This window comes from Mesorhizobium sp. M2A.F.Ca.ET.037.01.1.1, from assembly GCF_003998075.1.
GTDB lineage: Bacteria > Pseudomonadota > Alphaproteobacteria > Rhizobiales > Rhizobiaceae > Mesorhizobium.
This window is the reverse complement of record NZ_RZSA01000001.1, coordinates 26,148-50,143: the sequence shown is the minus strand read 5'-3', so window position 1 is coordinate 50,143 and position 23,996 is coordinate 26,148. Positions and strand designations below refer to the sequence as shown.

Sequence of the window (23,996 nt, the reverse complement as noted above, 5' to 3'; positions counted from 1 at the left end):
GAAGAACGTCATGTTCCCGACCGACGCCAAGCTCATCCACCGGGCGCGCGAGCGGCTGGTGCGGCTGGCCAAGAGGACGGGCCTCCATTTGCGCCAGAGCTATGTGCGGGTCGGCAAGCTGGCGCTGATCAGCCACCAGCGCTATGCCCACGCCAAGCAGTTCAAGCGGGCCAACAAGGCGCTGCGCAGGCTCAAGACTATGTCGGCCGGACCATTCGCGACATTGGTCGCCAGATCGCCGGCAATGCGGGGCTGGACGCGCTCTTCAAATGGCCGCTCTACCAGGCCGCCACCGTTCTCCAGCAACGTCAGCGCCAGCGCGTCCGCAAGATCTACTGCCTGCACGCGCACGAGGTGGAATGCATTGGCAAGGGAAGGCGCATATGCCCTACGAGTTCGGGGGGAAGGTGTCGGTGGCCACCACGCTGAAGCGTCCGGGCGGCCAGTTCGCCCTGCATGCAAAAAGCGCTGCCCGGCAATCCCTATGGCGGCCACACGCTCGCAAGCCCATAGAGCATCGGCCACATCAAGGCTGAGCACCGGATGAGCCGCAACTCCTCGCCGGCCAGCAGGGCGACGCCCTCAACGCCGCCGCCGGCTACAACTTCTCCCTCCTGCTCAACTGGTTCACAGGTTTTGTGGCTTCTCATCGCAGCCCAGTCAGCCGAGAGGACTCGAAGCCTGACTAATCTCGTTGTTCACGGACGACTGACAATTCTTGGTGTTCAGTGAGGCTCCTCTGTTGCGGTAAACACGGATTGTCCGTGGATCTGAATCTTATTACAGAGCCGCGCCAAGTCTGACAGATCGTGACTCGCTGTAAGACAGATGCGTATGCCCGCATGGCCCCGAGCGACCGTCGGAAAGAACGTGACGGAAGTGTAAAAGCCATCATCGAATAGGCGTGCTGCGAAATCAATAGCCGCAAATTCATCGCCCACATTAATCATGCGAATTGGCAGAGGAGCGCCTCGCTGATCTGTGTTGATGAGATCGTCGAACAGGGCGATGCGGTCGATCAATTGATCTCGGCGAACCCTGAGCTCGCTCGTGCGGTGGATTTTCGCCGAGGCCATAGCGGCACCGACAGCTGCAACGTTGGGCGAAGCCGAGAAGGCATGCGGAATGGAGTAGCAACGAAATAGCTCTTCTTGATATGCCGTTCCCAGCATGAGCATGCCGCCCGACGCGCCGAAGCCCTTGGCGAGGGACGCCGCGACGATCGTGCGCTCACCTAGCTCGTTGGGTAATTGCGAGCGCGCAAAACCTTCGCCACTTTCGCCAAATAGTGAAATTCCGTGTGCGTCGTCGATGTAAAGAAAAAGGCCATACTTTTCCTGCAACTCAAGAAGCCCTTCGATCGGCGCGAAGCCGCCCATCGAATAGACGCCATCGCAGACGTAAGCGACGATTGGATGCTTGCGGCAAAGCTGCTCCAAAGCATCGAGGTCATTGTGAGGAATTGTCTCGACTTGGGTCTCCTCGGCCACAACTGGCTTATGAAAGGCAAGCGAGGCATGTGCCAGACGGTCGAACACCATGACAGGTCTTTGACCTCCCGTTAAATGTCCGGAGGCGATGATTGGCAGTGCGCCCATGTTGGCAATCATAACCGTCGAGTAAGTAATAATCCGCGCCCCAAAGAGTTGGGAAAGCAATCCCTCAAGTTCACCAACGAGTCCGAAATTCAGGCGCGTGCGTGCACAAGACCAGTGGAGTGATCCGTATTCCTTTATCGCGGCAACCGCGCCTGCAACGATAGCTGGATGATTGTCCAAGCCGAGGTAGCAACAACGTACGTAGTCGGCCATGGTATCGCCTCGACGCTCGCCCTCCGTGATCATGACCGCCCTCCCCTCTAAAGACCGCCCGTAAACACCCATGAGACCACGTTGGTGAGCCCGTTCGAAATGCATTCGCGTCCGATCAATGACCGAAGCGGTGTTGCGGAAATGACTGGCGTTTGCAGCGCCCGCTGTGAATTCCACCGGAGACATTTGGACGTCCTTTCAAAAGTGCATATTTGCGGTAAATTGGCTCCCCAGTCTCACGTGATCCAAATTGCGAACCGCCGAATTCCGATGCGGCTGATGGCCGTCTGATATGATCCCGAAGACACCTTCAGTCTGTCGGATGAGGAGCTGGCGCGCCCTGGGTGGAGAGACCCGAATACCCAGTTCTGGGGTGAAGAGTTCTTCTGCCCTGAGTAGCCGGCGCATCCTGGCACAACGTGCCGCAAAGCCCAGGTTGGAGTTTTCAGCACTAGGTGGAACATGACACCGGAAATGAATCGCGAGACAAGGGAACCGCCACGCGGTCGAGCCCGTCATCGGCACAATCAAAGCTGAACACCGGAGGGGCGGCACCTGTATCGCCCACAATCAGGACGACGTCGGCGGCGCCTCCCTGGCCACCGCCGACTACTTCCCGCTCCTGCTAGACGGTTCAGGAGCTTTTGTGGCTTCTGTTCGCCGCGGCGCTCCCACTCAGGCCGATATGACCCGCGGTCGGGGACATCCACTCAGGTCCACCAGAGAACAAGATCTGGCCGCGCAAATCCGAAAAAGCAATTCAGCAGCACGCGACGCTTTCCGTTGCCTGATTGACCGGTAACCCCGTGAACGAAGCCGCCATCGATTAGGGCGATATCCCCAGTTTTGAGCTCGAACTCGCGGCAAGGGACGGCCTCCAGATAGGCTGCCGAATAGGGGTATCCAGTGGTCTCCACACCTTGCGATATCCGGTCCGCAACCGTCGGCTTGTGGCTCCAGAGCTTCAGATTGCCGCCTTCCTCAGGCATGCTGGGATAGAGGTTGAGCGCTGCGACCGTATTGTGCGCCACCGCAGAAAGCTCGTAATCATCGCCAGCACGTAAGACTTGAGCGACGTCGTCGTGGGGATCCAAGGAAAACGTGCCTGTGCCCGACCAACTGAGGCCGCGACAAACATTGGCCTGGCCGTGTTCGGAACGCGCTAGCCGCAATTCGATTCCCTGGTTGTGAAGCTCTCGCTTCAACGCCCCGAATACTGCTCGAACCGGGTCAACCAAATTCTTAAAAAGGGCATCGACGTACGGCCGCGCGTTTTCGGCGTCTGCGAAATAGGTGGCTGCATCCTTTCTGTAGTGAGATGCACCGACATATTGTCCGGGCACACCATCTTTACGCTCTCTGAGACCGGAGCTTCCAATAAAGTTCGTAGTGATCTCCTCTGCTACTTCGGTGCTGAAAGCTTGCTTGATGTGCAGAGCGGTGAGCTCACCTTTCAGGACCGAGATGATCTCCGCCGTGTTGATCGACCCGGTCCGTTCTTTGATCGAAACCGGCGAGATGGCTGGCACTTGAGATATCTGACTAGGCATTGTCTTGCTCCTGTAGTGCGTGTTCAAGGATGGTGATGCCACGATCGAGTTCGGCATCGGTGATGGTTATCGGCGGGAGGACTTTGATAACGTCGCGATTTGGCCCCGAGGATTCGATAAGAAGGCCATTTTCGAATGCGACATCGTGCACGCGGCCGACAACTGCCGGTGAACGGCATTTCAGGCCGGCCATCAGACCGCGGCCGCGCTTCTGTTCGATGTATCTTGGAAATTTCGCAACCAGGCGATCGAGGTGCGTTTGCAGCCTGACGGCTGTCCGCTCGACACCTGCAGTAAATTTCCTATCCGACCACATCTTGCACATGGCTCCTGCCGTCACGAAGGCGAAATTGTTTCCTCTGAAGGTCCCGCTATGTTCTCCGGGCTTCCATATATCCAAGTCGGGTCGAATCAGAACGATGGACAACGGACTACCTGAACCGCTAAGGGACTTAGAAAGACAAACAATATCCGGTTCGATTTTTGCAGACTCGAATGAGAAGAAGTCGCCAGTTCGGCCCGCACCTGCCTGGATGTCGTCGACGATAAAAACAATGCCATGCGTGCGGCAAATGCGCTGAATTTCCGTGAGCCACGCTGCGGATGCGGCGTTCATGCCGCCCTCTGCCTGGATGGTCTCCAGAATGATTGCGGCAGGCTTTTCTATGCCGCTCCCCGGGTCGCTCAAAACGCTGTCGATGTAACTGGCGGAATCGAAAGCTTGGCTCGGATAGCCGTCATAGGGAACACGGATCACATCGTGGCGAGCGACGCCTCCCAGTTCCCTGGTTGAGGCCGAGCCCGACACCGCTAGAGAGCCGAGCGACATGCCGTGGAACGCATTCGTAAAGGCCATGACGCTCGAGCGGCCGGTGTATTTTCGCGCCAGCGCCAGAGCCGCTTCGTTGGCGTTCGTGCCGGTCGGCCCAGGAAACTGAATCTTGTATGAAAGGCCTCTGGGTTTCAGGATCCAATCGACGAACCCTTCAATGAAGTCACGCTTTGCCGCCGTATGCATATCAAGCGACAGAAGAATGTTCTCACCGACGAGATATTCAATCGCCGGCGCCATAATATCCGGATTGTTGTGCCCGTAGTTGAGTGCGCCGGAACCCACCAGGAAATCGATAAAGGGCTTACCCGTCTCGTCCCAGATCGTCGCCCCAAGGGCCTTCGTAAAGACGGTGGGGAACGCCCGGCAATAACGACGAACGCTAGATTCATGAGCCGTGAAAGCGTCGGTGTCCATATTAAGTCCTCTGCACATAGTCGTCAAAGAAGAGAGCTGTTTAATGGCTAGTGGTTTGCGGCATATGTTCGTCGTTTAACATTGAAGCAGAATGCCGGAGGCAGCTTTGTTTGGTCTGGGTTTGGTCTGGTGGTGCCGGGATCCTCATTGAATATTGTTGGTTGCGTTGCCCTCCATTCGGATGTCTTCGGGGAATGTGCTGCAACAAGATGGCTTCTAAACCTTCCGCGAAAGCACCGATACTATGGCATCAGGTAGTTGACGTACCCACCCATCGCTGCCCATAGCGCCTCCGCACAAATGAATGGGTCCAAGGAGATCAGCAGGGTCGCGTCGCCAGAGGTTGTGTCGCTCGGCGGTAGCGAAGCCGCTCGCGAGCGCGCTCCTCGATGGCGCCGTAGCGAGCGAGCGGCTTCGCGGCGGTCATCAATATTCGCCGTTCAACCTCGGGCTGCGGACACCAACCTGATTCAAGAAACTATTTGATGACCGATGACACAGCGAAAGCCACGCTCTCTTTGAGAAGAATGCGGATTCCGATCTCTTGCGCGATAACTGGCCCGAGCCGCCGGATCAAAAGGGCGGGGCCGCCGTGGACCCCCTTGACGGAAAGCCCGTTCGTAGGCCAGGCGGAAGCAACCGGGAGACGCGCTGGCGAAGGGCCGCATCGGTTTCGAGAGCGTCAACTACCGCGACGGCAACCATCCCCGGCCGCAGCTGGGGCTGCTGCCTTCAGGCGAGTCGAACAGGAGATCGTCTGGGAGGCTGAAGGCGTTGACGAGGTGGGCCGTGAGTAAGTAATCAAGCGCTGATCGGGATCGACGAACGCTGTTTCCGTCCGACCGAGGTTGACCTGTGATCGGCGTTACCTCAAGGCAGGCAGGCCGACAAGCTCGGTTGGAAGCCGAAGACCCCTTTCGATGTGGTCGAGGCCCACTGCCGCGCCTCACGCGAAAACACGATGGCGTCGCGAGCAGGTGCATTTGTCGTGGGGCCATCCGCATTGCCAGGCACGCCCTCTCGGCCGGCATCCGCCCAGGTCCGGTCGTTTGGATCGGCGAATTCACACATTCTGCAAAGCAGAAAACCATCCGCTCCATTCATGCGGTCGACGATTTCGCGAAAAACTGGCTTTTCAAACAGATCGGAGTAACCCTCATATAGAAGGTTGCCCAATACGTGACTCCGTTCAAAATCCATGGAGCACAGGGTGACGTCGCCGTTTGGAAGAAGAACATTCCGATACTGTCGTTCGTCCACGCAGGTTAGGGCTCCGAGCACTGGCTGACGTGGTGCAACGATCTTAGGGTCGACGCTTCCACCCCTACTGCTCACCGGCCGCGCTTTTATCAGTGCTTCGGTAGGAATAATGTCGGCTATATCTGGGTGGGGCTCGCCCAAGGCCACGAATCGGATCAAGGGGATGTCCGCGTCGACGAGTTGACGAACCAGATCGCGATACTTGTCTCCGACCAGGCGGCTGTTCATGTAGGTGCCGTCATCGAAAACATGGACCACGAATACGCCCAAGCGCAAGGCTTGCAATCGCTGCAGGTCCTGCCCGTTCATTCCCACCAGCGTCGTAAAAATCCTGATGCCATGGCCTTTGGCGAAGGCGTGCTCCACCATTTCGGTGCAGTCCGGATTGAGCCAAGGTTCGGAGTATCCCGCAAAACCAATGTCGACGGAAGTCGGTACGCGGGCCAGACACCGCTTGAAATCTTCAAGACCCAGATGACTCGCATGAGACACTTTTCTTTGCCGGACCGCGAACTTGTCCTGGGGACAATATGAACATCCTACGACACATCCCGTGGTCGTCGTTATCTCCAAAACCCTGCCGGCTGTGTTTGCTGAGCGAAGTTCCGGTAAAATCACTGGTGATTACTCCCATCTACCTCCTGCGAAGCGCCACGATAGTGTACGTGTGCCTTTGGCTTTCTGACACCGCCTGTTGATCCACCGCGGCAACGCGGCCATCTACCCTTTTTCGCAGCCTAAGCCGACCGGTTCGCCGATTTGCCGGGCCGACTCTTCACAAACTTCCAGCGCGTCGGACCAGAGACAGCATTGCAATTTTCGAGGCATCACTCGCTCCGGAGATGTAGCCTCAATCGTCGATCGCTGGCCCGTCGCCGAGATGCGCGCGCAGCACCCTCGAACCCGCCGGAGAGAAGCTTTCTGGATGAGGTCGATCATCCCTTACGTCGAGCGAGTTCCGTGTTCTCATGCGGCTTAACCCTCACACTATATTGCCGCACCTCGACCAGCAAAGGCCGTGCCAGTGCCCTTGGCGCGCAGTTACTGCGTGATAGGCTTCGAAAAGCCCGACAGGCCCAAGACGCTCCGCTGTTTTGAACCCGACATGTTTTCTGACGGCTGTCAGATTTTGGACACACATCACTCATGCGTCAGTCGCTTAAGACAGAATGGCGTGCTGAGTTCTGCAAATTCGCTGAGAGCGGGCGGTCATGACAGGGTGGTGCTCAACGTCACCGATTCCCTGGAAGGAACGCCGCCATGATCAAGACGGAAAGTAAGACCGCCAGCGCTGCCGTCAAAGACATTCTGCTTTGAAACCCGGATAGATCGAACGAGGTGGGTGATGCAGGAGGTGCTCGAGGCCGAGATGGACGAGGCGCTGGGGCTTCGAAGAGCGAGCGCACGCCGGAGCTCTCGGCTATCACGCGCGCTACTACGGGCGGAGAACTAGCTGCGCACCTACGGCGGTTCGATAATCCCAAGTTTCAAAGCTTTTACAACAGCTACCGTTCTGCTGGTCGCATCCAACTTCCGCATTACATTTTTTAAATGGAAATCTATCGTATTTCGTGATCTGCCTAAAATAGTTCCTATTTCCCATGACGATTTTCCTTTCGACACCCAATCAATGCAATGTATTTCTCTCGGAGACAGGTTATGTACTCGTTCCGACGCAGTCGTAGTGTCGAACTTCGTAACCATCCGATGAAACCGCAGCGCGGCCATTTGCAGGTAGGTGATCGTTCTATTCTGCAATTCGCAGTCCGAGGATTGAGCAAAACTCACAAACCTAAAGCTGTCACCAGGGCCATGTAATGGGACGGTAACGCCTGACCTCAAGCCGAATGTTGCTGCTTCGTCCAAGACGCGGCGTCCATCTTCAGTTATGCTTTCATCGGTATACACCTCGCTCCATCGAAAGGGCCCCGCCTCCTTTCGACCTTTCTTGATGAGTGGGTCTATTTTGGCATAGCCCATTCTCGAGTAGCGCTCCTGCCATTCAGCAGGATAATTCCACATCACCACAGAACCCTCTCGGTTCGGCTTGAAAACCCCCTGTTTTGATGCGAGCGGGCCATAGGCAATCCACGGGCAATCGAACTTCAGCGCAAACGCAGACATCCGTTCGAACAACTGTTCGGATTGAGCGATATCATCAGTCATCTCGAGGAATAGGTCTAACTCCACCTGCGGGAGTTCCATGATGCCTCCTTCATTGCGTTCTCATCGGTGCAAAGTTTGCTCCAGCCCAGCCTCGCAACATCCGAAGTCAACGGGACTCGAGCCGGAGTTCCTTTCGCCACCTGGAGTACCCTCAAGAGTCGTGCCAGCTTGCGAGCGAAGCTTCTTCTTCAGGTCGTCAATCGACTGGGGGAGGTACCCAGGAGGCGAACCGAACAGCACTGTGTCGGGGAGCGCACAATCCGACAGTCGAGCATTCGATTGACGGAATATGGGCAGGAACGTATTCGCGGCGCGCTTTTGAAATCAGCACCTAAGTCCCGGGCCTGAGAAAGCTGCATGGCAACTGTACTTATTTGATCGAGGCAACGTGATGCACTCACTCCGCTTATCGGATGGAGAAAGAACAAGTTCACAATTCAATCGATACGTCGACCTTCTTTTCCAATCTCCCGAGCTGGGCAGCCGTAGCAAAAGTATTCGACTGGATCGCGGCTGACTTTCTCCAGGCTCGGTAACCTGCTGAATTTGTCCTTCGGATGTTCCCGCTCAGTTGGCACGACTTTTGAACATCACCGTCGTGAGGCGGCAGGAGCTGCCCGCCAAAATTGATGCTGTTATGGGGGAGGTCGAAAATTCTAGTTTTGTCTTTTAACGTCTTTGGGACCGAGCGTGTTGATGCGCCCGCTTGGAAACTATGAAACGTTTCCCCGTCCATGGACGCGGCGCCACTGGTCGCCACGTACTCGCCTTCACTGTCCGCCACTGGAGCCGGCAGCCGGTGCGGCTCGCGATCATCACGGCTGCGATGCTTGCCTCCACGCTGGCTGACGTGCTGATGCCGGTCTATTCAGGTCGTCTCATCGATGCTGTTGCAGGCGGCGCTGCTGTGGCAGCACCAGCCTGGCATTCGGCCCTTGCAGCCTTCTCTGTACCGATTGCGCTTGCGCTCGTTGCCATCGCCATGCGCCACATCGCCGTCATTGGCCTGAACGATCTTTTGCTGAAGATGATGTCCGATGTCGCGAACGAAGCGTTCTATCATGTCCAGCGCTTTTCGACAGACTGGCATGCGAACAGCTTCGCCGGCTCGACAGTGCGCAAGATAACGCGCGGCATGTGGGCGCTCGACCCTCTAAACAGCACAATATTGGTCGCGCTGTTCCCGTCCTTTATCATCTTGGTAGGTTCGACGGCGCTGCTCGGCTGGCACTGGCCGGTCATGGGCGTGATCTTTGCTTGCGGCTCTCTGATCTATCTAGCGTTTTCGATTTCGCTGTCGCTCAGCTATGTCGCGCCGGCGGCGAGCCTTGCCAACCAATGGGACACAAAGCTCGGCGGCGCGCTTGCGGACGCGGTCAGTTGCAACGCTGTGGTCAAAGGCTTCGGCGCCGAGGTTCGCGAAGACCAGCGGCTTGAAAATATCATGACCAAATGGCGGCACCGCGCGCGCCGGAGTTGGGTGCGCGGAACGATCGTCGACTCAACCCAAGGCGTCACTTTGGTTGCGCTCAGGGTGGCGGTGGTCGGATATGCCCTGCTTCTGTGGTCGCATGGACAGGCAACGCCGGGCGAGATAGCCTATGTTCTCACGTCCTTCATCGTCCTGAAGGGCTATCTGCGTGATGCCGGCATGCATGTCCGCACCGTGCAACGCTCGGTTAATGATATGGAAGAACTGGTGGCCATCCACAATCAGCAGCTGGATGTTGCGGATCGTCCAGAGGCCAAGCCGATCCGGATCACGACGGGCCGCATCGATTTCGAGAACGTCCACTTCCGTTACGCCAACCATCCCCTGCCGATCTATAGCCAATGTTCGCTGTCGATTGAGGCTGGCGAAAGGGTTGGGTTGGTTGGACCTTCCGGTTCCGGCAAGTCAACATTCGTGAAGCTCATCCAGAGACTCTACGACCTGAGCGGCGGCCGGATCCTGATAGACGGCCAGGACGTCTCCGAGGTGACCCAAGAGTCGCTCCGTTCGCAGATCGCGATCGTGCAGCAGGAGCCTATCCTGTTTCACAGGTCGCTTGCCGAGAACATCGCCTATGGCCGGCCTGGCGCGAGCCAGGCCGAAATCGAGCAAGCGGCACGGCTGGCCAGTGCGCATGACTTCATCGCGCCCCTGCCGAAGGGCTATGGGACATTGGTCGGCGAAAGAGGTTTGAAGCTCTCCGGCGGCGAGCGCCAGCGCGTGGCGATCGCGCGCGCCTTCCTGGCGAACGCGCCGATCCTTATTCTTGACGAGGCCACATCGAGCCTCGATTCGGAATCCGAGGTGCTCATTCAACAAGCGGTGGATCGGTTGATGGTGGGTCGAACCACACTCGTCATCGCACACCGGCTGTCGACGGTCCGCTCGCTCGATCGGCTGCTCGTCTTCGACCGTGGCCGCATCATGGAGGACGGCGATCATGCCGCGCTGATCGATCTCGATGGTGGCATTTACCGCCGCCTCTTCGAACGGCAGGCGTTGGAACTAGCGATGGGCCTGGCCTGAGCGCCAAGTATCAGGATCGAGTGCCCGACCGCGAGAGCGCCCATTCCCGGTACAAAATGTATCGCCGTCTCACGACATCCCAAATCTAGCCCGGTCGACGTATATTGGGAAGCACATGGAGGTGTCCGCTGAAACCGACTCCCATCCAAAAAAACATAAGGTACCGTCCATCATACTCCTGTTTCGCTTGCATTGCGCAGAACTTAAGCTCGTTAATTTTCGCTTAGAAAATTCTAGAACTATACTGCAAGAGATCCTCCGAAATCCTAGACCTCTTTCATACCGGGCACAACGCAAACGTTTCGCTCAGGTTGCAACCTAAGCTGTCAAACACCTTTTAAGAGAGCGGTGTCCAATGAAGTCCGGCTTGGCAAACCTGCGCAGGTTCTACTGTGGCAGACTGAGCTTCGCCATTCGGCCTCCATCGATCGTCCACACCTGACCGGTGATAAACGAGGATTCTGGCGAAGCCAGCCAGACTACGAGGTTCGCGACCTCCTCCGGCTTCCCCGTTCGCCCAATTGGATGGATATTACCGATCTGCTGGCGAAAGCGCTTGGGGTCCGGCATGCTCTCGATGAAATCCAAGTTCAGGTCGGTGTCGATCCAGCCAGGCGCGACAGCGTTGCAGCGCACACCTTCGGCGCCGTGGTCGATCGCAACCGCGCGGGTGAGACCGTGGAGACCAGCCTTGGAGGCGCAATAGGCCGCGTGTTTCGGGTTGGATCCCAGCCCCTCGATCGATCCGACATTCACGATCGCGCCGCCAGTGGACCGCAGGTGAGGCATCGCCGCCTTTATCAGCACGAATGGGGTGGTCAGATTTATGGCGATCGTCCTCTCCCAATCTGCTAGGCTCATATCTTCGACGAGCGCCTCCTGCATGACCCCGGCGTTGTTTACCAGGACATCGAGCCGTCCCGCCCGTTCGACAACCGCTTTGATAGCATGAGCCGCCTTGGTCGGAGCTGTGAAGTCGACCGAAATGGCCTCGAATTCCCGGTCCTCACCACGTTGAGCGGTGAACACGCGAGCGCCCTCGTCCCTTAGACGTCGCGCAGTCGCAAGACCGATGCCGCTACGCCCGCCCGTCACGAGAGCCACCTTACCTGCAAACCTTTTATCCAACTGCCTTTCCACCCTTCACTTCGACGAGCGACATGCATAGGCAGCGGGACATCGCGTGAGGCACGATGGTCTGGGCGATGCCACCGCCTCTGCGATCTGCCGAGCGGACTAGCTTGCCAAGCTCTGCCCCTATCCGCAGGATCGACGGGGAAGCGGTGAAGACGCTTCCCCGGTTCTGCTACCTCAAACCCAGATGCCATCCCGCTGATCGAGACCCGCGGCTTCCTTCCCCCCGCCGAAGTTCCCCCCGACGACTGGCTTCTGCAGCGGCGGAAGCGGAGTATTACATACTCAGGATCCGGCAAGCCGAGCCTTGCTTGTGTCATTCTAATCGTAAGCACCAGCAACTGCCCTGAGAATGCACAAAAGGTTTCGCTAGGGTTAAAACCAGTTTATGCCTCGCGCAGTCGTGCGCAAGCTGTTCGGACCTGCGACATCGCCTTATTTCGGAACCAGCTGGCGGTTTGGTGAGTACCGGCACACGGGCTCCTTGTCCGGGTGCAGCAGAACTCGTAGGCCTCCGTTGCCTTGCGCCAAGCTCCTGGAGTAATGCGGGCATGGCTGTTCTAAAACATCCCAGGACGTACCCCCGGGCCTCGTAGGCGTATGCGCGGTCTGCAATCAGGTCGATCGTTCGACGACCTTCGAACGATCGCAGCCCGTACGTCTCTATTTCGCGATAAGCCTCTGCTTGACAGCGCCTTGGCGGCAACCTCAGCTTTGAACGCGCTCTGTTGGGGTATGAATGCGGCCCACCGAGAGCGCTGGCTGGCGCTTGCCGAGTAAACTCTGCCATGCAGAATCTCAGTCTCCTGCGACTGGCAGCCAACCAGCTGGGCCGGTATTGATTCGGGCCTGGCCGAGCTCGACGCGGGTGAGATCGTTGAGCGGGCGATCTTGGCCGTGGAGCTGACGCTCGAGGAATTGCCGAACCCGCGCAAGACGACCTGGAGAGCGAGTATGCCAGGCTGGAAGTTAACAGGCTGCCCAGCAATTGAGGGGGACCCGACGGGTGCAACACCTGTTTTTTCTTCCAGGGGGAACTCGGCCCTGCTATGGCCGATCCTACCGCACGTCGCTGATCAGCGACCGGACTTTCGAGAAGCGGCAGTGCGCCTTTCGTCCGGTCAGCCTTTCTCCTGACGCAAACACATGCGGATCGCCGCGGACGGGGAAAGTCGTCCCGCGTCCCGTCCTGCGGCCTGCGCTTTGCTGACGCTCCTACGGCTGTCCCGTTCACCGCCCGAGGCAGGGGCGAATTTCCTCCGTCCTACGCACGACAACCGTCCGCTGTTGCGGACGCGCGCGGGACTGCCGGTTTCCCTGTTGGAGGGCCGACAGTCGCTGGCTCGGAGGTTAACCGGAAACGGGTGCGTCGAGGACCAGCGATCCTGTGCGCCATCCGCTGATCGTATGGCTCCCTGGCGGTTCTTCTTCGCTGCGCTAGCGCTTCAGCAGCTTCAACAATGATGCACGTCGGCTTCATCATCTTCAGCGGCTGGCGCTTGAACCCGGCAACACCACACGGTGGACACAAGCGCCGCTCCGCCAGGTAGCAAGGGAAATCGAACCTATGTAACCGACCACTCAATTAAGCCGACGGCCCGCTGAAGTATCGCCTCCGTCCGAGCGATGTCAGGCGAGCTGGCGGTCACATATCCGATTAAGTCTCGGTGATCGCCTCTCCTTTTGATCGTGGTGTTTGGTTCAAGGTAAAGCTTCACTTTGGCGACGCCAGGTACAGCAGCCGCCCGGCTGACGCCATCGATCCAATCGAGAACGCCGTCCCGTTCAGGAACTAGGAATTGCGCAGCAGCAGTTTCTGAACGGGTTCCGCGCAAATCGCCCTCATCGCCGATCACGAGTTTAATGTGCTCTCGGATAAGATTGATACCGCAAGCTAGCTCAACTAGCTCAACACCGGGCGAGCCCGACATACGCGGATTTACTTCAATGACGACCGGCCCATGTGCCGTCCACCTGAGTTCAACGTTGGTCGGACCCCAGTGAAGGTCGAGAGCCTGTAAACACCTCAGTGAAACATCGGCGATGCGCTCATCCTCTTCATTGGTAAGCAAGGCCGGATAGGCGCATCTATTATATACGAAATGCGGCGAGGGACCGAATTCGAGAGAGGCGATTCCAATGACGTCATCTCCCATCATCTCCACCCAATAATGAAAGCCTTTCACAAATTGTTCCACTAATATTCTTGCTGGGGACTGCCATGTACTCCACCTGCTTGATAGATAAGCAGTATGCTGGATTAGCTCCTCGCTACTGCCGCACAATCGGACCCCCTCGCTGCCGCCGGTGTCCGTGGCTGGTTTTACAATTACAGGAAAGCCGATTTTAGCGGCAGAGCTTACAACCTCGCTCGCATTCGTTGCCAACGCGTAGGCAGGAATTGGAATGTCGGCTTGCCCAAGCAGCTGACGTTGAGTGAATTTATCGCAGCATCGTTCAACCGATTCGGCGTTCGGACCTGGCAGATTGAAATGTCGACAGAGCATGCCGACTGTCGCATATGCAGCTTCCTCCGAGCTCGTAATCCCAGCAATATCATAGGTCGCATGCAGCCGAACACACTCGCAAATCAGCGCATCGAGATTGGATGTGTCCACACAGATTACCTCACTGTCTTCTGCGGCATGATAGTAGTGCCTAAGTGGATCAGCCGCCAGGGTAATCGAGTGCAGGCCAAGACTTCGGGCCGCTTGGACATATAGAGGACCATTGTTCCTTGTACCCTCGATCAGGATAAGCGCTCTTCTTTTCATGTTTGTCGACTCCGAATAGCTTGTCTGGTTTTTTTCCGCGCGTGAGTTCGTCCAACATACCACTGCTCGTGGTTTGCGATTGGTAAATTCTTGTGAAGTAGTTGTATTTATCTGTTGCAGGATGTGACGTCATGACCACCAAAAAGAGTGTCTTGGTTGCCGCAATATAGGCCTATTCTTCTCGCGCAAGTCGGCTGGGGAATGAGAGGCGCGATGATGGGATCCGTTACCGCCGCACCGATCCTGGTGAAGGACCAGAGATCCCATGGCAACGGGTGATGACCGGTGTCTACATCACTCAGCTGGCTGGGGAGCGTCTGGGAGAAGGTACGATGCACGAGCTTCTGCTCGTCGCGCGAACTGTCATTCAAACGAGCTTGGTGAACGGCCTTACACCTAACCTACAGCGGCCTCAAGAACGCACCGCCAAACTGCTGGATAGCTTCATCGATTCGGTTGACGTTCACCGTGCTTTTGACTACGAAACTATGGATCAAGTAGTGCGACGCACAGAAACTTCGATGGGTAGATCATCTTGCTTTGTCACCCCAGGCAGCAGGATGGCCCACCAGAATTAACCAATAGAAAATCTCACCAGCAAGTGTAGCCACCATCCACCAACAATACCGTTCCCGTGATATAGGTTGACGCGTCGCTAGCAAGAAATTGGACGGCAGATGCAATCTCATGAGGTTGGCCGAAGCGGCCCATTGGCGTCCGATCAGACCATGCCCTGACCACTTCTACAGGATACTGGTCGGTCATCTCTGACTGTACGAATCCAGGCGCCACTGCGTTCACCCGAACCCCAGATCTTGCCCATTCGCAAGCAAGGGTTTTGGTTACCATAGTTACCCCCGCCTTGCTCGCATTGTAAGCCGTGACTACGGATTCCTGTCGGGTGACAACATCTCCACATATCGAACTGATATTTACAATCACGCCGGAACCGCGCTCCGCCATGAGAGAGCCGAAGGTGCGACTGCAGTAGAACAGGCCGTCCAAGTTGACTGAAAGGACAGCTCGCCAATCCTCGTCGGTGGTATATTTCGTCGGCGCCGCGCGGGACACCCCGGCATTGTTAATAAGGATGTCAGGGCAAACGGCGATGCCATCGGCGAGATCGCGTACCGCCTGCGAGTCCCTAACATCGAGCTGATAGACTTTAGGCTTGACTGGAAACTGATCTGCCGCCGCGGCCACGCGAACCCGATCCCTTCCAGTGAGAATTATATCGGCGCCAGCTTCTTGTAATGTAAGCGCGACTTGCAATCCGATGCCGCGTGCTCCGCCGGTCACCAAAGCGGTCTTCCCACTCAGACCGAATCTGCCATCGATGAATGATTTACTCATGTATAAGCCCTATCCCTTCTGGAATGTTTCCCGCCTATCGTCTGATGGCCTGCCTTCTTTTTCTAAGCGCGTCTTATCACCTCCTACTGCGACGATAACGGCAGTTGCTGTGTTACTTCCATTCATGCGTTTTTTGGGAACTCAGAGTAACTGTCGTATGGCGCCAACAATGCTGTCCCGTGTTGGAAAAAAGTCCTTCTCAAGAGCCGGACTGAATGGGACATGAATATCTGGAGCACTCAGCCGCAAGATAGGTCGCTTCAAAAGATCGAAGGACTCTTCCGCCATCACCGCTGCGATTTCACTTCCGACGTTGCAGATACGGTGTCCGTTCTCGACAATAATCAGCCGTCCGGTCTTCTCGATTGACATCTTGATTGCCTCATAATCGAGCGGCTTCAATGTACGTGGATCGATCACTTCGACCGAAATGCCTTCCTCGATGAGGTAGTTGGCAGCTTCCATGGTCGGCCTGATAGCACCGGCGATGGCAACGACGGTAACGTGCTCCCCCTCGCGCTTCACGTCCGCTTTGCCAATTGGGATTAAATGGTCCGGATCCGTGGGGACGTCGCCTTTGAGAGGCCAGAGGCGGGTGTCCTCGAAGACGAGCACAGGATCGCCGTCGCGAATGGCGGATTTCATGAGGCCTTTGATATCGGCAGCGCTGGTCGGGCTGATAATCTTAAGGCCCGGCACGTTCATAAAAAGCGGGTAAGGCCGGTCGGCATGCTGTGCCGCTTCGGAGCCCGTCGAGAACATACAGCAGCGAAAGACGATTGGGATGTCTATCTGGCCCCCAGTCATATACCGCAATTTTGAGGCCTGGTTTACAATCTGGTCACAAGCGAGATAGATGAAACTGGCAGTTGAAATGTCTACAATCGGTCGCAAACCATTGATGGCAGCCCCGATGCCAAGTCCCGTAAAACTGCCTTCTGAAATTGGCATGTTCCAAACCCGGTTCTTGCCGAAGCATTCGATAAGCTTGCCGCCGCCATGAACTGAGACGTCCTCTCCCAACAATACAACGCGCTCATCCCGATGCATTTCCTCTAGCTGGGCCTGCACGATTGCCTCAAAATAGGTCATCTGAATATGGGGACCGGGCGTGGCTGCGTCTCTGTGGGTATCGTCTTTCACATCCATTAATCCCTCCAGCCCACCCTTAGCGGGCAATGGTCGACACGAACATATAGTCGGGCAACGTTTCGGGCCGGGGCATGGGGCTAGCCAAAGCAAACTGTACGGCCTGTGTGACGGCTTGGGCCACTTCATGCTCGATGGTTGCTAGAGTCTCTTCATTTACACCCTCTTCGAGCAGCACAGTGCGATATAGCAAAATTGGGTCCCGGTCGCGTTTGTGTGCCTCGACTTCTGCGACCTGTCGATAAGGCTCCCCAGAAACGGCCAAGCCTATATTGTGTTCATCGAACCGATAAGTGTTGGCCACTATGAGAGTGGGTCCCTGCCCCGCGCGTGCTCGCGTGACCGCATATGCCGCAGATTGATAGACGGCACTGACGTCCTGTCCGTCTACTATTTCTCCTGGAATTCCGTAACCTGCCGCTCGTAGGGCAATGTCCGGCTGTCCGTGGCTTGTTGCTACGGAGGTGGTCATTGCATAGCCATTGTTCTCGCAAAGATAAATGACGGGAAGCCTCCACAACGAGGCCATGTTGAGGCTCTCGTGAAAAGTGCCCTGGTTCACTGCTCCGTCGCCGAAAAAGCAAAGGGTAACCTGATCGACGCCGCGCACCTTGGCGCTAAATGCGCATCCTGTGGCAAGAGGAATGCCCCCTCCGACGATTCCCGATTCACTGATAATCCCCACTGAACTGTCCGCAAAATGCATCGAACCGCCACGCCCCTTACAAACGCCGCCCTCCTTACCCATCAGTTCTGCCATAAGCGCCTGCAAATGCGCGCCCTTCGCAATCGGATGGCCATGCGAACGGTGTGTTCCGGTCATGGCGTCATCGTCCCGGAGGGCGAGGCTTGCTCCGACGATAGCGCCTTCCTGACCCACGGTCGTGTGAAACCAACCAGGGATCTGACCACCGTTGAACAGGCGCCTACCTTCTTCTTCGAATCGGCGGATGCGAAGCATCCGTCGAAAAGCCTCTAGCCTACGATCGCCCTTCAACTGCATGACCCAACCCTGCCCGTCAGCAAGGGGCGATCGCCTGCATTCCAACAGCGCGCATCGGCTAAATCCTCGTGCTCGAGCTCCGAAGGTACGTGGCGGGTCTCTTCGGCATTCTCCTGGCGAGGCACGATCTCGGCAGGCACTTTCATCTGGTTCTCTGTCAGCATGGCCTTGTTCCTTCCGGCTCGCACAACCCTGTGCATGCGTCATGCCATTTGACCTGAAGGCTCGCATTACACTGTTCTTCATCGAAGAAAGGCGTCGTGAAAGAACTGCACAGACCTCCTTTGTTCGAAGTTCGCCAACAATGTCGGATCCTGAACTGGCCCCCATTTCGGCCGGACAGTCGGCCTAACGCGGGAGGCTTGGGGATATCCTCAAGCACAGGCTTATGGCTGACGACTGTCGACGGATTGAACTGATCACCGGGGAGGTACGGCGCCGACACTGGACGACGACCGAACAGAAGCTGCAGATTATCGAGGAGAGTTTCCTTCCGGGTGAGACCGTGTCCTCTGTCGCCGCACGATGAGGCGTGGCGCCAAATCTCTTGTATCGTTGGCGCCGTTTATTGAAGGAAGGCGGAACGGCTGCGGTGGGATCGGACGAATCTGTGGTCGGGAGTTCGGAAGTGCGGCGGCTTGAAGAGCGCCTTCGCGACCTCGAGCGGCTTCTCGGCCGCAAGACCATGGAAGTGGAGATCCTCAAAGACGCGCTGGCCAGGTCGGAGTCAAAAAACCGAACTTGCGGCTCTTGTCGCAGCCGAGGGACGGTTCCCGATGAAGGCCGTTGCCGAGACCCTCGGGGCGGCGCGTTCCCATCTCCATGAGTTGCATCGCCTGGTGAAGCCGCGCGGGCCTTATCGCAACCCCGATGACGATGGGCTCTTGGAGCTGGTCGCCGCCTGATCGACGAACGCCCGACCTATGGCGATCGTCGCATCACAGCCCTGACGAACAGGGAACGCGAAAGACGGCGAACCGGCCGTCAATCACAAGCGCGTCTTCCGTGTCATGCGCCAGCGAAACAGGCGCGACAGCACGCGCACGAGTAAAAAGAGCCCGGCCTGCACGAGATCCAGCGTGTGCCGTCGGGCGAGACACCACCACCCGGTACGATACAATCAGGCGGGATGGTAGATGAGAGCTATGCAGCGCCGCGATGAGGCCGATCTCAGCTCCCAAATGCCTGAGATTGGCTTCGCGCGCAGGCGTTTCGGCCGCGTATAAGGTGCCGCCTTGTGAAAGGGATCGCAGCAACCTCAGCCGGCAGCATGAACACTGCGTGATAGAGCACCGGCAGCAGTTCATTCTGGCGTGCGGCAAGCCAGTCCCGGCAGGCCTGACCCTGGCATTTGGGACTGTGCCGGCTGCGACAGGAATTGTAGGCCACGCGGATCGACCGCAGGAGCGGCAGCCGTAGACTGGCCGCCCAGTTCGGCGGTCCGGCAGAGCTCGATCGCGCTCATCACACGCCGCTCGATGCGAGCCTAGATAGCCGTCATGAACCTGTCTATATACTTCGCCATGGCGGCGGAAGATATCCGCCACCTTCAGTCTCGCCGACATGGCGGTACCACTCACCCTGGCGGCACCTCGATGTTCAGCCGGGCTTGTCGTGCGTCGGATGAGGCTGTTCGAGACCTTAGCGTAGCGCGCCGCCGGACAGATTGTTGTGGCCGAGTAGAACCTGGATGGTGCGGATGTCGGTGCGTTCTGAAGATGCGTGGCGAAGCTGTGCCTGAGCGTGTGGACCGTCACCCGCTTAGGCGGCCGCACGCGCCGAACGACAAGCCCAAATAACACCCGCGCGCGGGAAACAGCCAGTCCCGCGGCTTCGCCAAGCCGCCAGTAGACTCGCAGATGCGCAGAAGCTGCGCCGACAGCATCACGGTGCGGTCCTTGTCGCCCTTGCCGTGCTCAACACGGATCACCCCGCGACCGCTGTCGATGTCGCCGACCTTCAGCCCGACAGTCTCCAAGCACTGAGACCTGCTCTTAGGCCGTCGTCAGGGCCGTACGGCACTTCAGGCTCGGCACCGCCTCTAGGAAGGCCACGACTTCGTCGGCGCTCAATACCACCGGCAGCGTGCGTAGCGAGCGAGCATAGACGATCCGCTCCGGACTCTCGGCATGGCCCAGCGTCACGCCGTAGAGGAACCGCAGCGCGCACACCGTCTGGTTCAGCGCAGCCACGAGATTCCGGTCGACATCAAATGAACTTGGAAGGCGCGCACGTCCTCCAGACCGAGCCGGTCCGGCGAACGGCCAAGTAGCGCGAAAACTTCGCCGCGGCATGCACGTGGGGATCGCTGCGTGGCCGGCGGCAGATTACGGATCGTCATATCCTCGATCATGCGCCGGGGAACTGGGGTCAACTTGGCCATTTCTGTAGCTCCTGTTCTCAGATTGCGCTTCAACAGCCGCGATCCTTCAAAACAGAAGCGTTCCTGCAAACCGATCCGCCAAATGCCGCGTTAGCGGCTTCGTTCAATCCTCAAAATGCCCACATCGCCAAAAATCTGCCAAAGTAGCACTAGGCTGCGTCGCGACGGATCGCCTCTGGTGGACTCCGACAGGCAAGTCAGAGAAAGCTCGAAAAATCAACACTGGGGCGTTTCCGTCGGACGCTCAGCTTAGCTACATCCGTGGCAGACTTATTGGACTTGCTCAGCGCGGCGGCAGCACGATCGAAGAACTCTGGAGGAAGGCCCTCTCCGGGTTAGTAGAGTCAAAAAGATTTGTCCCCTGTGACGCAAATGCGAAAAGCAAGCCGACCAGGGGAGTCGTGATCAGTAGGGCGGAAATCGCACAGCATTTCTCTTCCAACAAACGCCCAGCCTCGGCATGTATATCTAGGGAATAGTGCATATTTATCCTCCGAGATAGCGTTCCGTCACGACAGGAGGGACTTCTCATAGTATCGCGCTGCCTCAGGTTTCTTGTCAAGCAGGTCCCGGCTGTGACGTAAGCAGATGAATTGACCGCCCCATGGAGCACCGAACACGCCGAACGATGACGACCGATCCGCGCTCCATACACCGAAGCTCCACATTGTTGTGTCCCCAGCCAAGATCGAGAGCATGCAAACCACTCAGCGAAATGTCTGCTACACGAAAATCGTCGTCACGAAGCGCCAACCCAGTGTGACCTGACACTGACCGGCTATTGCCTGCAATTCGACCAATATCCTTGGCGGAATGGCCACATGCGCCACCCCCAACAGAGACCGTGTGTTCGGAGGCTAACAGCGGACTTGCTGCAAATCTGACGCCACAGCTGCCACTGCCCGACTGCTGGTCAGAGTATCGACAGCACTCGCGGGTCAGGGCGTCGACCATGGACTTGGATGCCTCCACCCCCCTTTCTACGAATGTAGGCGGGCGAGTTGGACCAACGAAAAGCCAACTTCCGCAAAAGTGCTGAGCCAGATGCGCAACAAACAGCTTTTCCGCGGATCTCTCAAGAATTGGACAATTTGAAGAGACTCGGCCGAAATCCCTAGGCCACCAAAGCCTCATCAAACGGGCATCTCGTGAGATTTTCAACTCCGCTCTCGGTCACGAGCACCTGCTCTTCCAGTTTTACGCCTTCCCGCCCACCGACGGCACCGATATAAGCCTCGACGCACAGGGTCATTCCGGGCTCGAGAACATAGTCGAATGCTCCCGGGATGAAGTCTTCAGGATAGAGAATCGCGGGATATTCGTCGCAAAGACCAATGCCATGCATCATGACGCCATATCGCTGCTTGACGAAATCCGCGGGAAGCTTGTGGCTGCGCTGAGTGAGTTCGGTGAAAGAGACGCCCGGCTTTAGCATAGCCATGTTTGCAGCTACGTGCTCGTAGGCTATGTCGTGCAGCCTTCGCTGTGCTTCGGTGGGTCGGCCGTCACCGCAGTGCCAAGTGCGGGAGAAGTCGGCACACATGCCGTACGGGCCCACCATATCGGTGTCGAAGGCGACGAGGTCTCCTGAGACAATGCGACGGGGGCCGGCCTCCTGCATCCAGGGGTTCGTGCGCGGGCCGGAAGTTAAAATGCGCGTTTCGATCCACTCGCCACCACGTGCGATGTTTTCGGCATGAAGAACCGACCAAAGTTCCGTTTCGGCTATGCCGGGCTGCAAACGTTCTCGCATTTTGGCAACGGCAATCTCGCAGGTCGCGAGAGAGCAGCGCATGGCGTTGATCTCGTCGATTCCCTTAATGGCCCTGGCGTGCTCCATGAGCTGCATGCCGTTGCAAACCTCGATGCCAACTGCATCTAGCGCACGAAGGCCGGGGATTTCGATCTTGTCGACGGCAAGACGACGGTTTTTGCCACCAGAGCGGCGCAACAGTTCGTCAATTTGTCCGGCAAAGTCCTTGGCGACTGCTTCTTCTTGGTCGCCGGCAACGAAATAGTAAAAGCCGGCCCCGCCATCCCGGGTTTCGTTGATGAGCGGCAGATAGGTTGACAGGTGGCTGCAACGATGGAAATCCCAGAGAACGACATAGCCGTCGGCCGATACGAACACAGCTCGTGACGGATTGTGCATGATCCATATGTGCATGTTCGAGGAATCTGAAGCGTATCGTATGTTCAGCGGGTCGAAGCAGAGCACGCCCGCATAGTCTCTTTGGCGGAGTTGCAGAACAATCCGATCAAGACGGGTCTTGCGCATACGATCTAGGTTGGGCGTGGTCAGGCCCAAGGCTGCCCACTCCGCAAAGGCGACGTCCGTCGGCCCAATTTCAACCCGATCGTTGTCATCCATGCTCCCATCCGGCTTAAGTGCTTTTGCCACTCGCGTGGGATCAATTTTGTGGTTCACAATCGAAAACGAGGACATGTTAAGGCCGCCCTAGTGGCTCACTCTTACGTGGATCTAAGACCGGATTTCTTGGATGCTAAAGGCGGAAAAAATATTGCTCGATATAAAGTCAATTCATCTGCATTCGTGCTCTGGGGTGCCTGCGACCACAACTGGAACCAGGTAGCCTTCCAGCGCGCCGCAATGGGCAATCTGTCGATCCCAGAGCTTTGCCGGGAGCCCTGTCGTGCTAGTGGTTTACGCCTGACATAAGAGTTCGGCTGAGGATTCCCTTTTGTGAGTGCGCATGCGAGTCTGGTACATGCGCACAGGAATATACCTCACCGTTTCTTCGATTGATCGTCAGCCTCTCTCTGATCAGCGCGCCCATCGCAGTGCGCTGCAGAAGCACGTTTGGCGCGCAGAGATCATTCTGTTGAGCAGCGACGGCGTGGGCACCCTCGAGATCATGCGGCAATCTGGTAAGTTCAAGACTTGCGTGTGGCGCGCCAGTGCAAGCTCTGCAACGATCCGCAGTTCGTCGACAAACTGCGCAACGTCGTCGGCCATGCCACTAGTTGATCCACCGGCTCACGCTATCCTGTTGTCGGTCGACGAGAAGAGCCCAGATCCAGGCGCTCGACCGCACCCAGCCCGGCCTGCCCATGAAGGGTAGGCTCGGCACCACGACCACGACTACAAGTGCAACGGCACGACCACCCTGTTTGCCGCCCTTACCGTGCTCGATGGCACCGTTATCGGCAGGAACATGCAGCGCCATCGTCACCAGGAATTCATCCGCCTCACTCAACGCTGTCGATGCCGAGGTGGCGGCCAGCAGGGCCATCCACGTCGTTCTTGACAACTACGCCGCTCACAAGCACCCCAAGGCGCGTGCCTGCTCGGCCGCCATCAGCGCCTCACCTTCCGCTTCCACCTTAAGCGTCACGAGCACCGCACGGCTGTCCTTGGTTGACAGAGGCAGGGTCAGATGCGGGCCGCTTTGACTCGCTGCGGCATGGTACGAGCGGATGGCGACGACCGCCTTTGCAACGGCGGCGACGCCCGCGCCGTCGAGACGGGAGTTCACCCCCTTTGTGTCCCGGATTAGGACGGCGTCATCTGGGTCTACGGCGCCAATGATGACGACGGGATCTTCACCGATGAAGGCTTCGAGGAGGTCAAACTCCTCCTCGAAGAACATCATCGCGTCTCCCCATCGAAAGCTTGACCCCAGCA

Annotated in this window: 17 protein-coding genes and 3 pseudogenes; 4 read left to right on the top strand and 16 right to left on the bottom strand. The window is 57.4% G+C overall.

Annotated elements, in window-relative coordinates; genetic code table 11:
* Positions 1-689 (top strand): annotated as a pseudogene (locus EOA27_RS00185) (IS5/IS1182 family transposase); the annotation flags it as partial.
* A 36-nt stretch (positions 690-725) separates the two neighbouring features.
* Here the strand turns inward: EOA27_RS00185 and EOA27_RS00180 are convergent.
* From EOA27_RS00180 to EOA27_RS00160, 5 genes are all read right to left on the bottom strand, one after another.
* Positions 726-1,997 carry an aminotransferase class I/II-fold pyridoxal phosphate-dependent enzyme gene (locus tag EOA27_RS00180; RefSeq protein WP_126080648.1) on the bottom strand — a complete coding sequence of 424 codons (1,272 nt, stop codon included), beginning with the start codon at positions 1,995-1,997 and terminating at the stop codon, positions 726-728.
* A 524-nt stretch (positions 1,998-2,521) separates the two neighbouring features.
* Positions 2,522-3,361, bottom strand: a complete 840-nt coding sequence (locus EOA27_RS00175; RefSeq protein ID WP_126080647.1) for a hypothetical protein — start codon at positions 3,359-3,361, stop codon at positions 2,522-2,524.
* Positions 3,354-4,610, bottom strand: a complete 1,257-nt coding sequence (gene ectB / locus EOA27_RS00170; RefSeq protein ID WP_126080646.1) for a diaminobutyrate--2-oxoglutarate transaminase — start codon at positions 4,608-4,610, stop codon at positions 3,354-3,356. The genes EOA27_RS00175 and ectB overlap by 8 nt, the downstream gene beginning before the upstream one ends.
* A gap of 870 nt (positions 4,611-5,480) precedes the next feature.
* On the bottom strand, positions 5,481-6,362 hold the full coding sequence (locus tag EOA27_RS00165; RefSeq protein WP_245466457.1) for an SPASM domain-containing protein: 882 nt from the start codon (positions 6,360-6,362) through the stop codon (positions 5,481-5,483).
* 969 nt (positions 6,363-7,331) lie between these two features.
* Positions 7,332-8,075 (bottom strand): LuxR family transcriptional regulator, encoded by a 744-nt coding sequence (locus EOA27_RS00160; protein ID WP_126080645.1) that lies wholly within the window; start codon positions 8,073-8,075, stop codon positions 7,332-7,334.
* Positions 8,076-8,751: 676 nt separating this feature from the next.
* Between EOA27_RS00160 and EOA27_RS00155 the strand changes: the two genes are divergently transcribed.
* Positions 8,752-10,554, top strand: coding sequence for an ABC transporter ATP-binding protein (locus EOA27_RS00155; RefSeq protein WP_126080644.1), 1,803 nt, complete (start codon positions 8,752-8,754; stop codon positions 10,552-10,554).
* A 387-nt stretch (positions 10,555-10,941) separates the two neighbouring features.
* Here EOA27_RS00155 and EOA27_RS00150 read toward each other — a convergent pair whose 3' ends face one another.
* The 6 genes from EOA27_RS00150 to EOA27_RS40385 all read right to left on the bottom strand — a co-directional run bounded on the left by EOA27_RS00150 (position 10,942) and on the right by EOA27_RS40385 (position 18,131).
* Positions 10,942-11,649: an SDR family oxidoreductase gene (locus EOA27_RS00150; RefSeq protein WP_245468328.1), complete on the bottom strand. Its 708-nt coding sequence runs from the start codon at positions 11,647-11,649 to the stop codon at positions 10,942-10,944.
* Positions 11,650-13,253: 1,604 nt separating this feature from the next.
* Positions 13,254-14,462: an acetyl-CoA carboxylase biotin carboxylase subunit family protein gene (locus tag EOA27_RS00145; RefSeq protein ID WP_126080642.1), complete on the bottom strand. Its 1,209-nt coding sequence runs from the start codon at positions 14,460-14,462 to the stop codon at positions 13,254-13,256.
* 591 nt (positions 14,463-15,053) lie between these two features.
* Positions 15,054-15,815 (bottom strand): SDR family oxidoreductase, encoded by a 762-nt coding sequence (locus EOA27_RS00140; RefSeq protein WP_245466459.1) that lies wholly within the window; start codon positions 15,813-15,815, stop codon positions 15,054-15,056.
* Between the two features lie 141 nt (positions 15,816-15,956).
* Complete coding sequence (locus EOA27_RS00135; protein WP_126080641.1) at positions 15,957-16,964, bottom strand: pyruvate dehydrogenase complex E1 component subunit beta; 1,008 nt, start codon at positions 16,962-16,964, stop codon at positions 15,957-15,959.
* 19 nt (positions 16,965-16,983) lie between these two features.
* Positions 16,984-17,925: a thiamine pyrophosphate-dependent dehydrogenase E1 component subunit alpha gene (locus EOA27_RS00130; protein ID WP_245480723.1), complete on the bottom strand. Its 942-nt coding sequence runs from the start codon at positions 17,923-17,925 to the stop codon at positions 16,984-16,986.
* Between the two features lie 32 nt (positions 17,926-17,957).
* Complete coding sequence (locus EOA27_RS40385) at positions 17,958-18,131, bottom strand: hypothetical protein (RefSeq protein WP_189343319.1); 174 nt, start codon at positions 18,129-18,131, stop codon at positions 17,958-17,960.
* 224 nt (positions 18,132-18,355) lie between these two features.
* Here EOA27_RS40385 and EOA27_RS41820 point away from each other — a divergent pair.
* Positions 18,356-18,983, top strand: a pseudogene (locus tag EOA27_RS41820) (transposase); the annotation flags it as partial.
* Positions 18,984-19,137: 154 nt separating this feature from the next.
* On the opposite strand, the gene EOA27_RS00120 reads toward EOA27_RS41820, so the two are convergent.
* From EOA27_RS00120 to dddP, 5 genes are all read right to left on the bottom strand, one after another.
* Complete coding sequence (locus EOA27_RS00120) at positions 19,138-19,356, bottom strand: transposase zinc-binding domain-containing protein (protein ID WP_245466460.1); 219 nt, start codon at positions 19,354-19,356, stop codon at positions 19,138-19,140.
* Between the two features lie 364 nt (positions 19,357-19,720).
* Complete coding sequence (locus tag EOA27_RS41815; protein ID WP_245466461.1) at positions 19,721-19,945, bottom strand: tyrosine-type recombinase/integrase; 225 nt, start codon at positions 19,943-19,945, stop codon at positions 19,721-19,723.
* 16 nt (positions 19,946-19,961) lie between these two features.
* Positions 19,962-20,159 carry a hypothetical protein gene (locus tag EOA27_RS41810; RefSeq protein ID WP_245466462.1) on the bottom strand — a complete coding sequence of 66 codons (198 nt, stop codon included), beginning with the start codon at positions 20,157-20,159 and terminating at the stop codon, positions 19,962-19,964.
* Positions 20,147-20,350 carry a hypothetical protein gene (locus EOA27_RS41805; RefSeq protein WP_245466463.1) on the bottom strand — a complete coding sequence of 68 codons (204 nt, stop codon included), beginning with the start codon at positions 20,348-20,350 and terminating at the stop codon, positions 20,147-20,149. Before EOA27_RS41805 ends, EOA27_RS41810 begins: the two co-directional genes overlap by 13 nt.
* A 1,114-nt stretch (positions 20,351-21,464) precedes the next feature.
* The gene (dddP, locus tag EOA27_RS00110; RefSeq protein WP_126080638.1) at positions 21,465-22,796 is read right to left on the bottom strand and encodes a dimethylsulfonioproprionate lyase DddP; all 1,332 of its coding nucleotides are present in this window, start codon (positions 22,794-22,796) and stop codon (positions 21,465-21,467) included.
* A 283-nt stretch (positions 22,797-23,079) separates the two neighbouring features.
* Between dddP and EOA27_RS00105 the strand changes: the two are divergent.
* Positions 23,080-23,691 (top strand): annotated as a pseudogene (locus tag EOA27_RS00105) (hypothetical protein); the annotation flags it as partial.
* Positions 23,692-23,996: the final 305 nt, after the last annotated feature.

Excerpts from the sequence above, each read along its gene's own strand:
- EOA27_RS00180 (WP_126080648.1), bottom strand. The coding sequence starts at position 1,997 with ATGTCTCCGGTGGAATTCACAGCGGGCGCTGCAAACGCCAGTCATTTC.
- EOA27_RS00175 (WP_126080647.1), bottom strand. The coding sequence starts at position 3,361 with ATGCCTAGTCAGATATCTCAAGTGCCAGCCATCTCGCCGGTTTCGATC.
- ectB (WP_126080646.1), bottom strand. The coding sequence starts at position 4,610 with ATGGACACCGACGCTTTCACGGCTCATGAATCTAGCGTTCGTCGTTAT.
- EOA27_RS00160 (WP_126080645.1), bottom strand. The coding sequence starts at position 8,075 with ATGGAACTCCCGCAGGTGGAGTTAGACCTATTCCTCGAGATGACTGAT.
- EOA27_RS00155 (WP_126080644.1), top strand. The coding sequence starts at position 8,752 with ATGAAACGTTTCCCCGTCCATGGACGCGGCGCCACTGGTCGCCACGTA.
- EOA27_RS00145 (WP_126080642.1), bottom strand. The coding sequence starts at position 14,462 with ATGAAAAGAAGAGCGCTTATCCTGATCGAGGGTACAAGGAACAATGGT.
- EOA27_RS00140 (WP_245466459.1), bottom strand. The coding sequence starts at position 15,815 with ATGAGTAAATCATTCATCGATGGCAGATTCGGTCTGAGTGGGAAGACC.
- EOA27_RS00135 (WP_126080641.1), bottom strand. The coding sequence starts at position 16,964 with ATGGATGTGAAAGACGATACCCACAGAGACGCAGCCACGCCCGGTCCC.
- EOA27_RS00130 (WP_245480723.1), bottom strand. The coding sequence starts at position 17,925 with ATGCTTCGCATCCGCCGATTCGAAGAAGAAGGTAGGCGCCTGTTCAAC.
- EOA27_RS40385 (WP_189343319.1), bottom strand. The coding sequence starts at position 18,131 with ATGCTGACAGAGAACCAGATGAAAGTGCCTGCCGAGATCGTGCCTCGC.
- EOA27_RS41805 (WP_245466463.1), bottom strand. The coding sequence starts at position 20,350 with ATGGCCAAGTTGACCCCAGTTCCCCGGCGCATGATCGAGGATATGACG.
- dddP (WP_126080638.1), bottom strand. The coding sequence starts at position 22,796 with ATGTCCTCGTTTTCGATTGTGAACCACAAAATTGATCCCACGCGAGTG.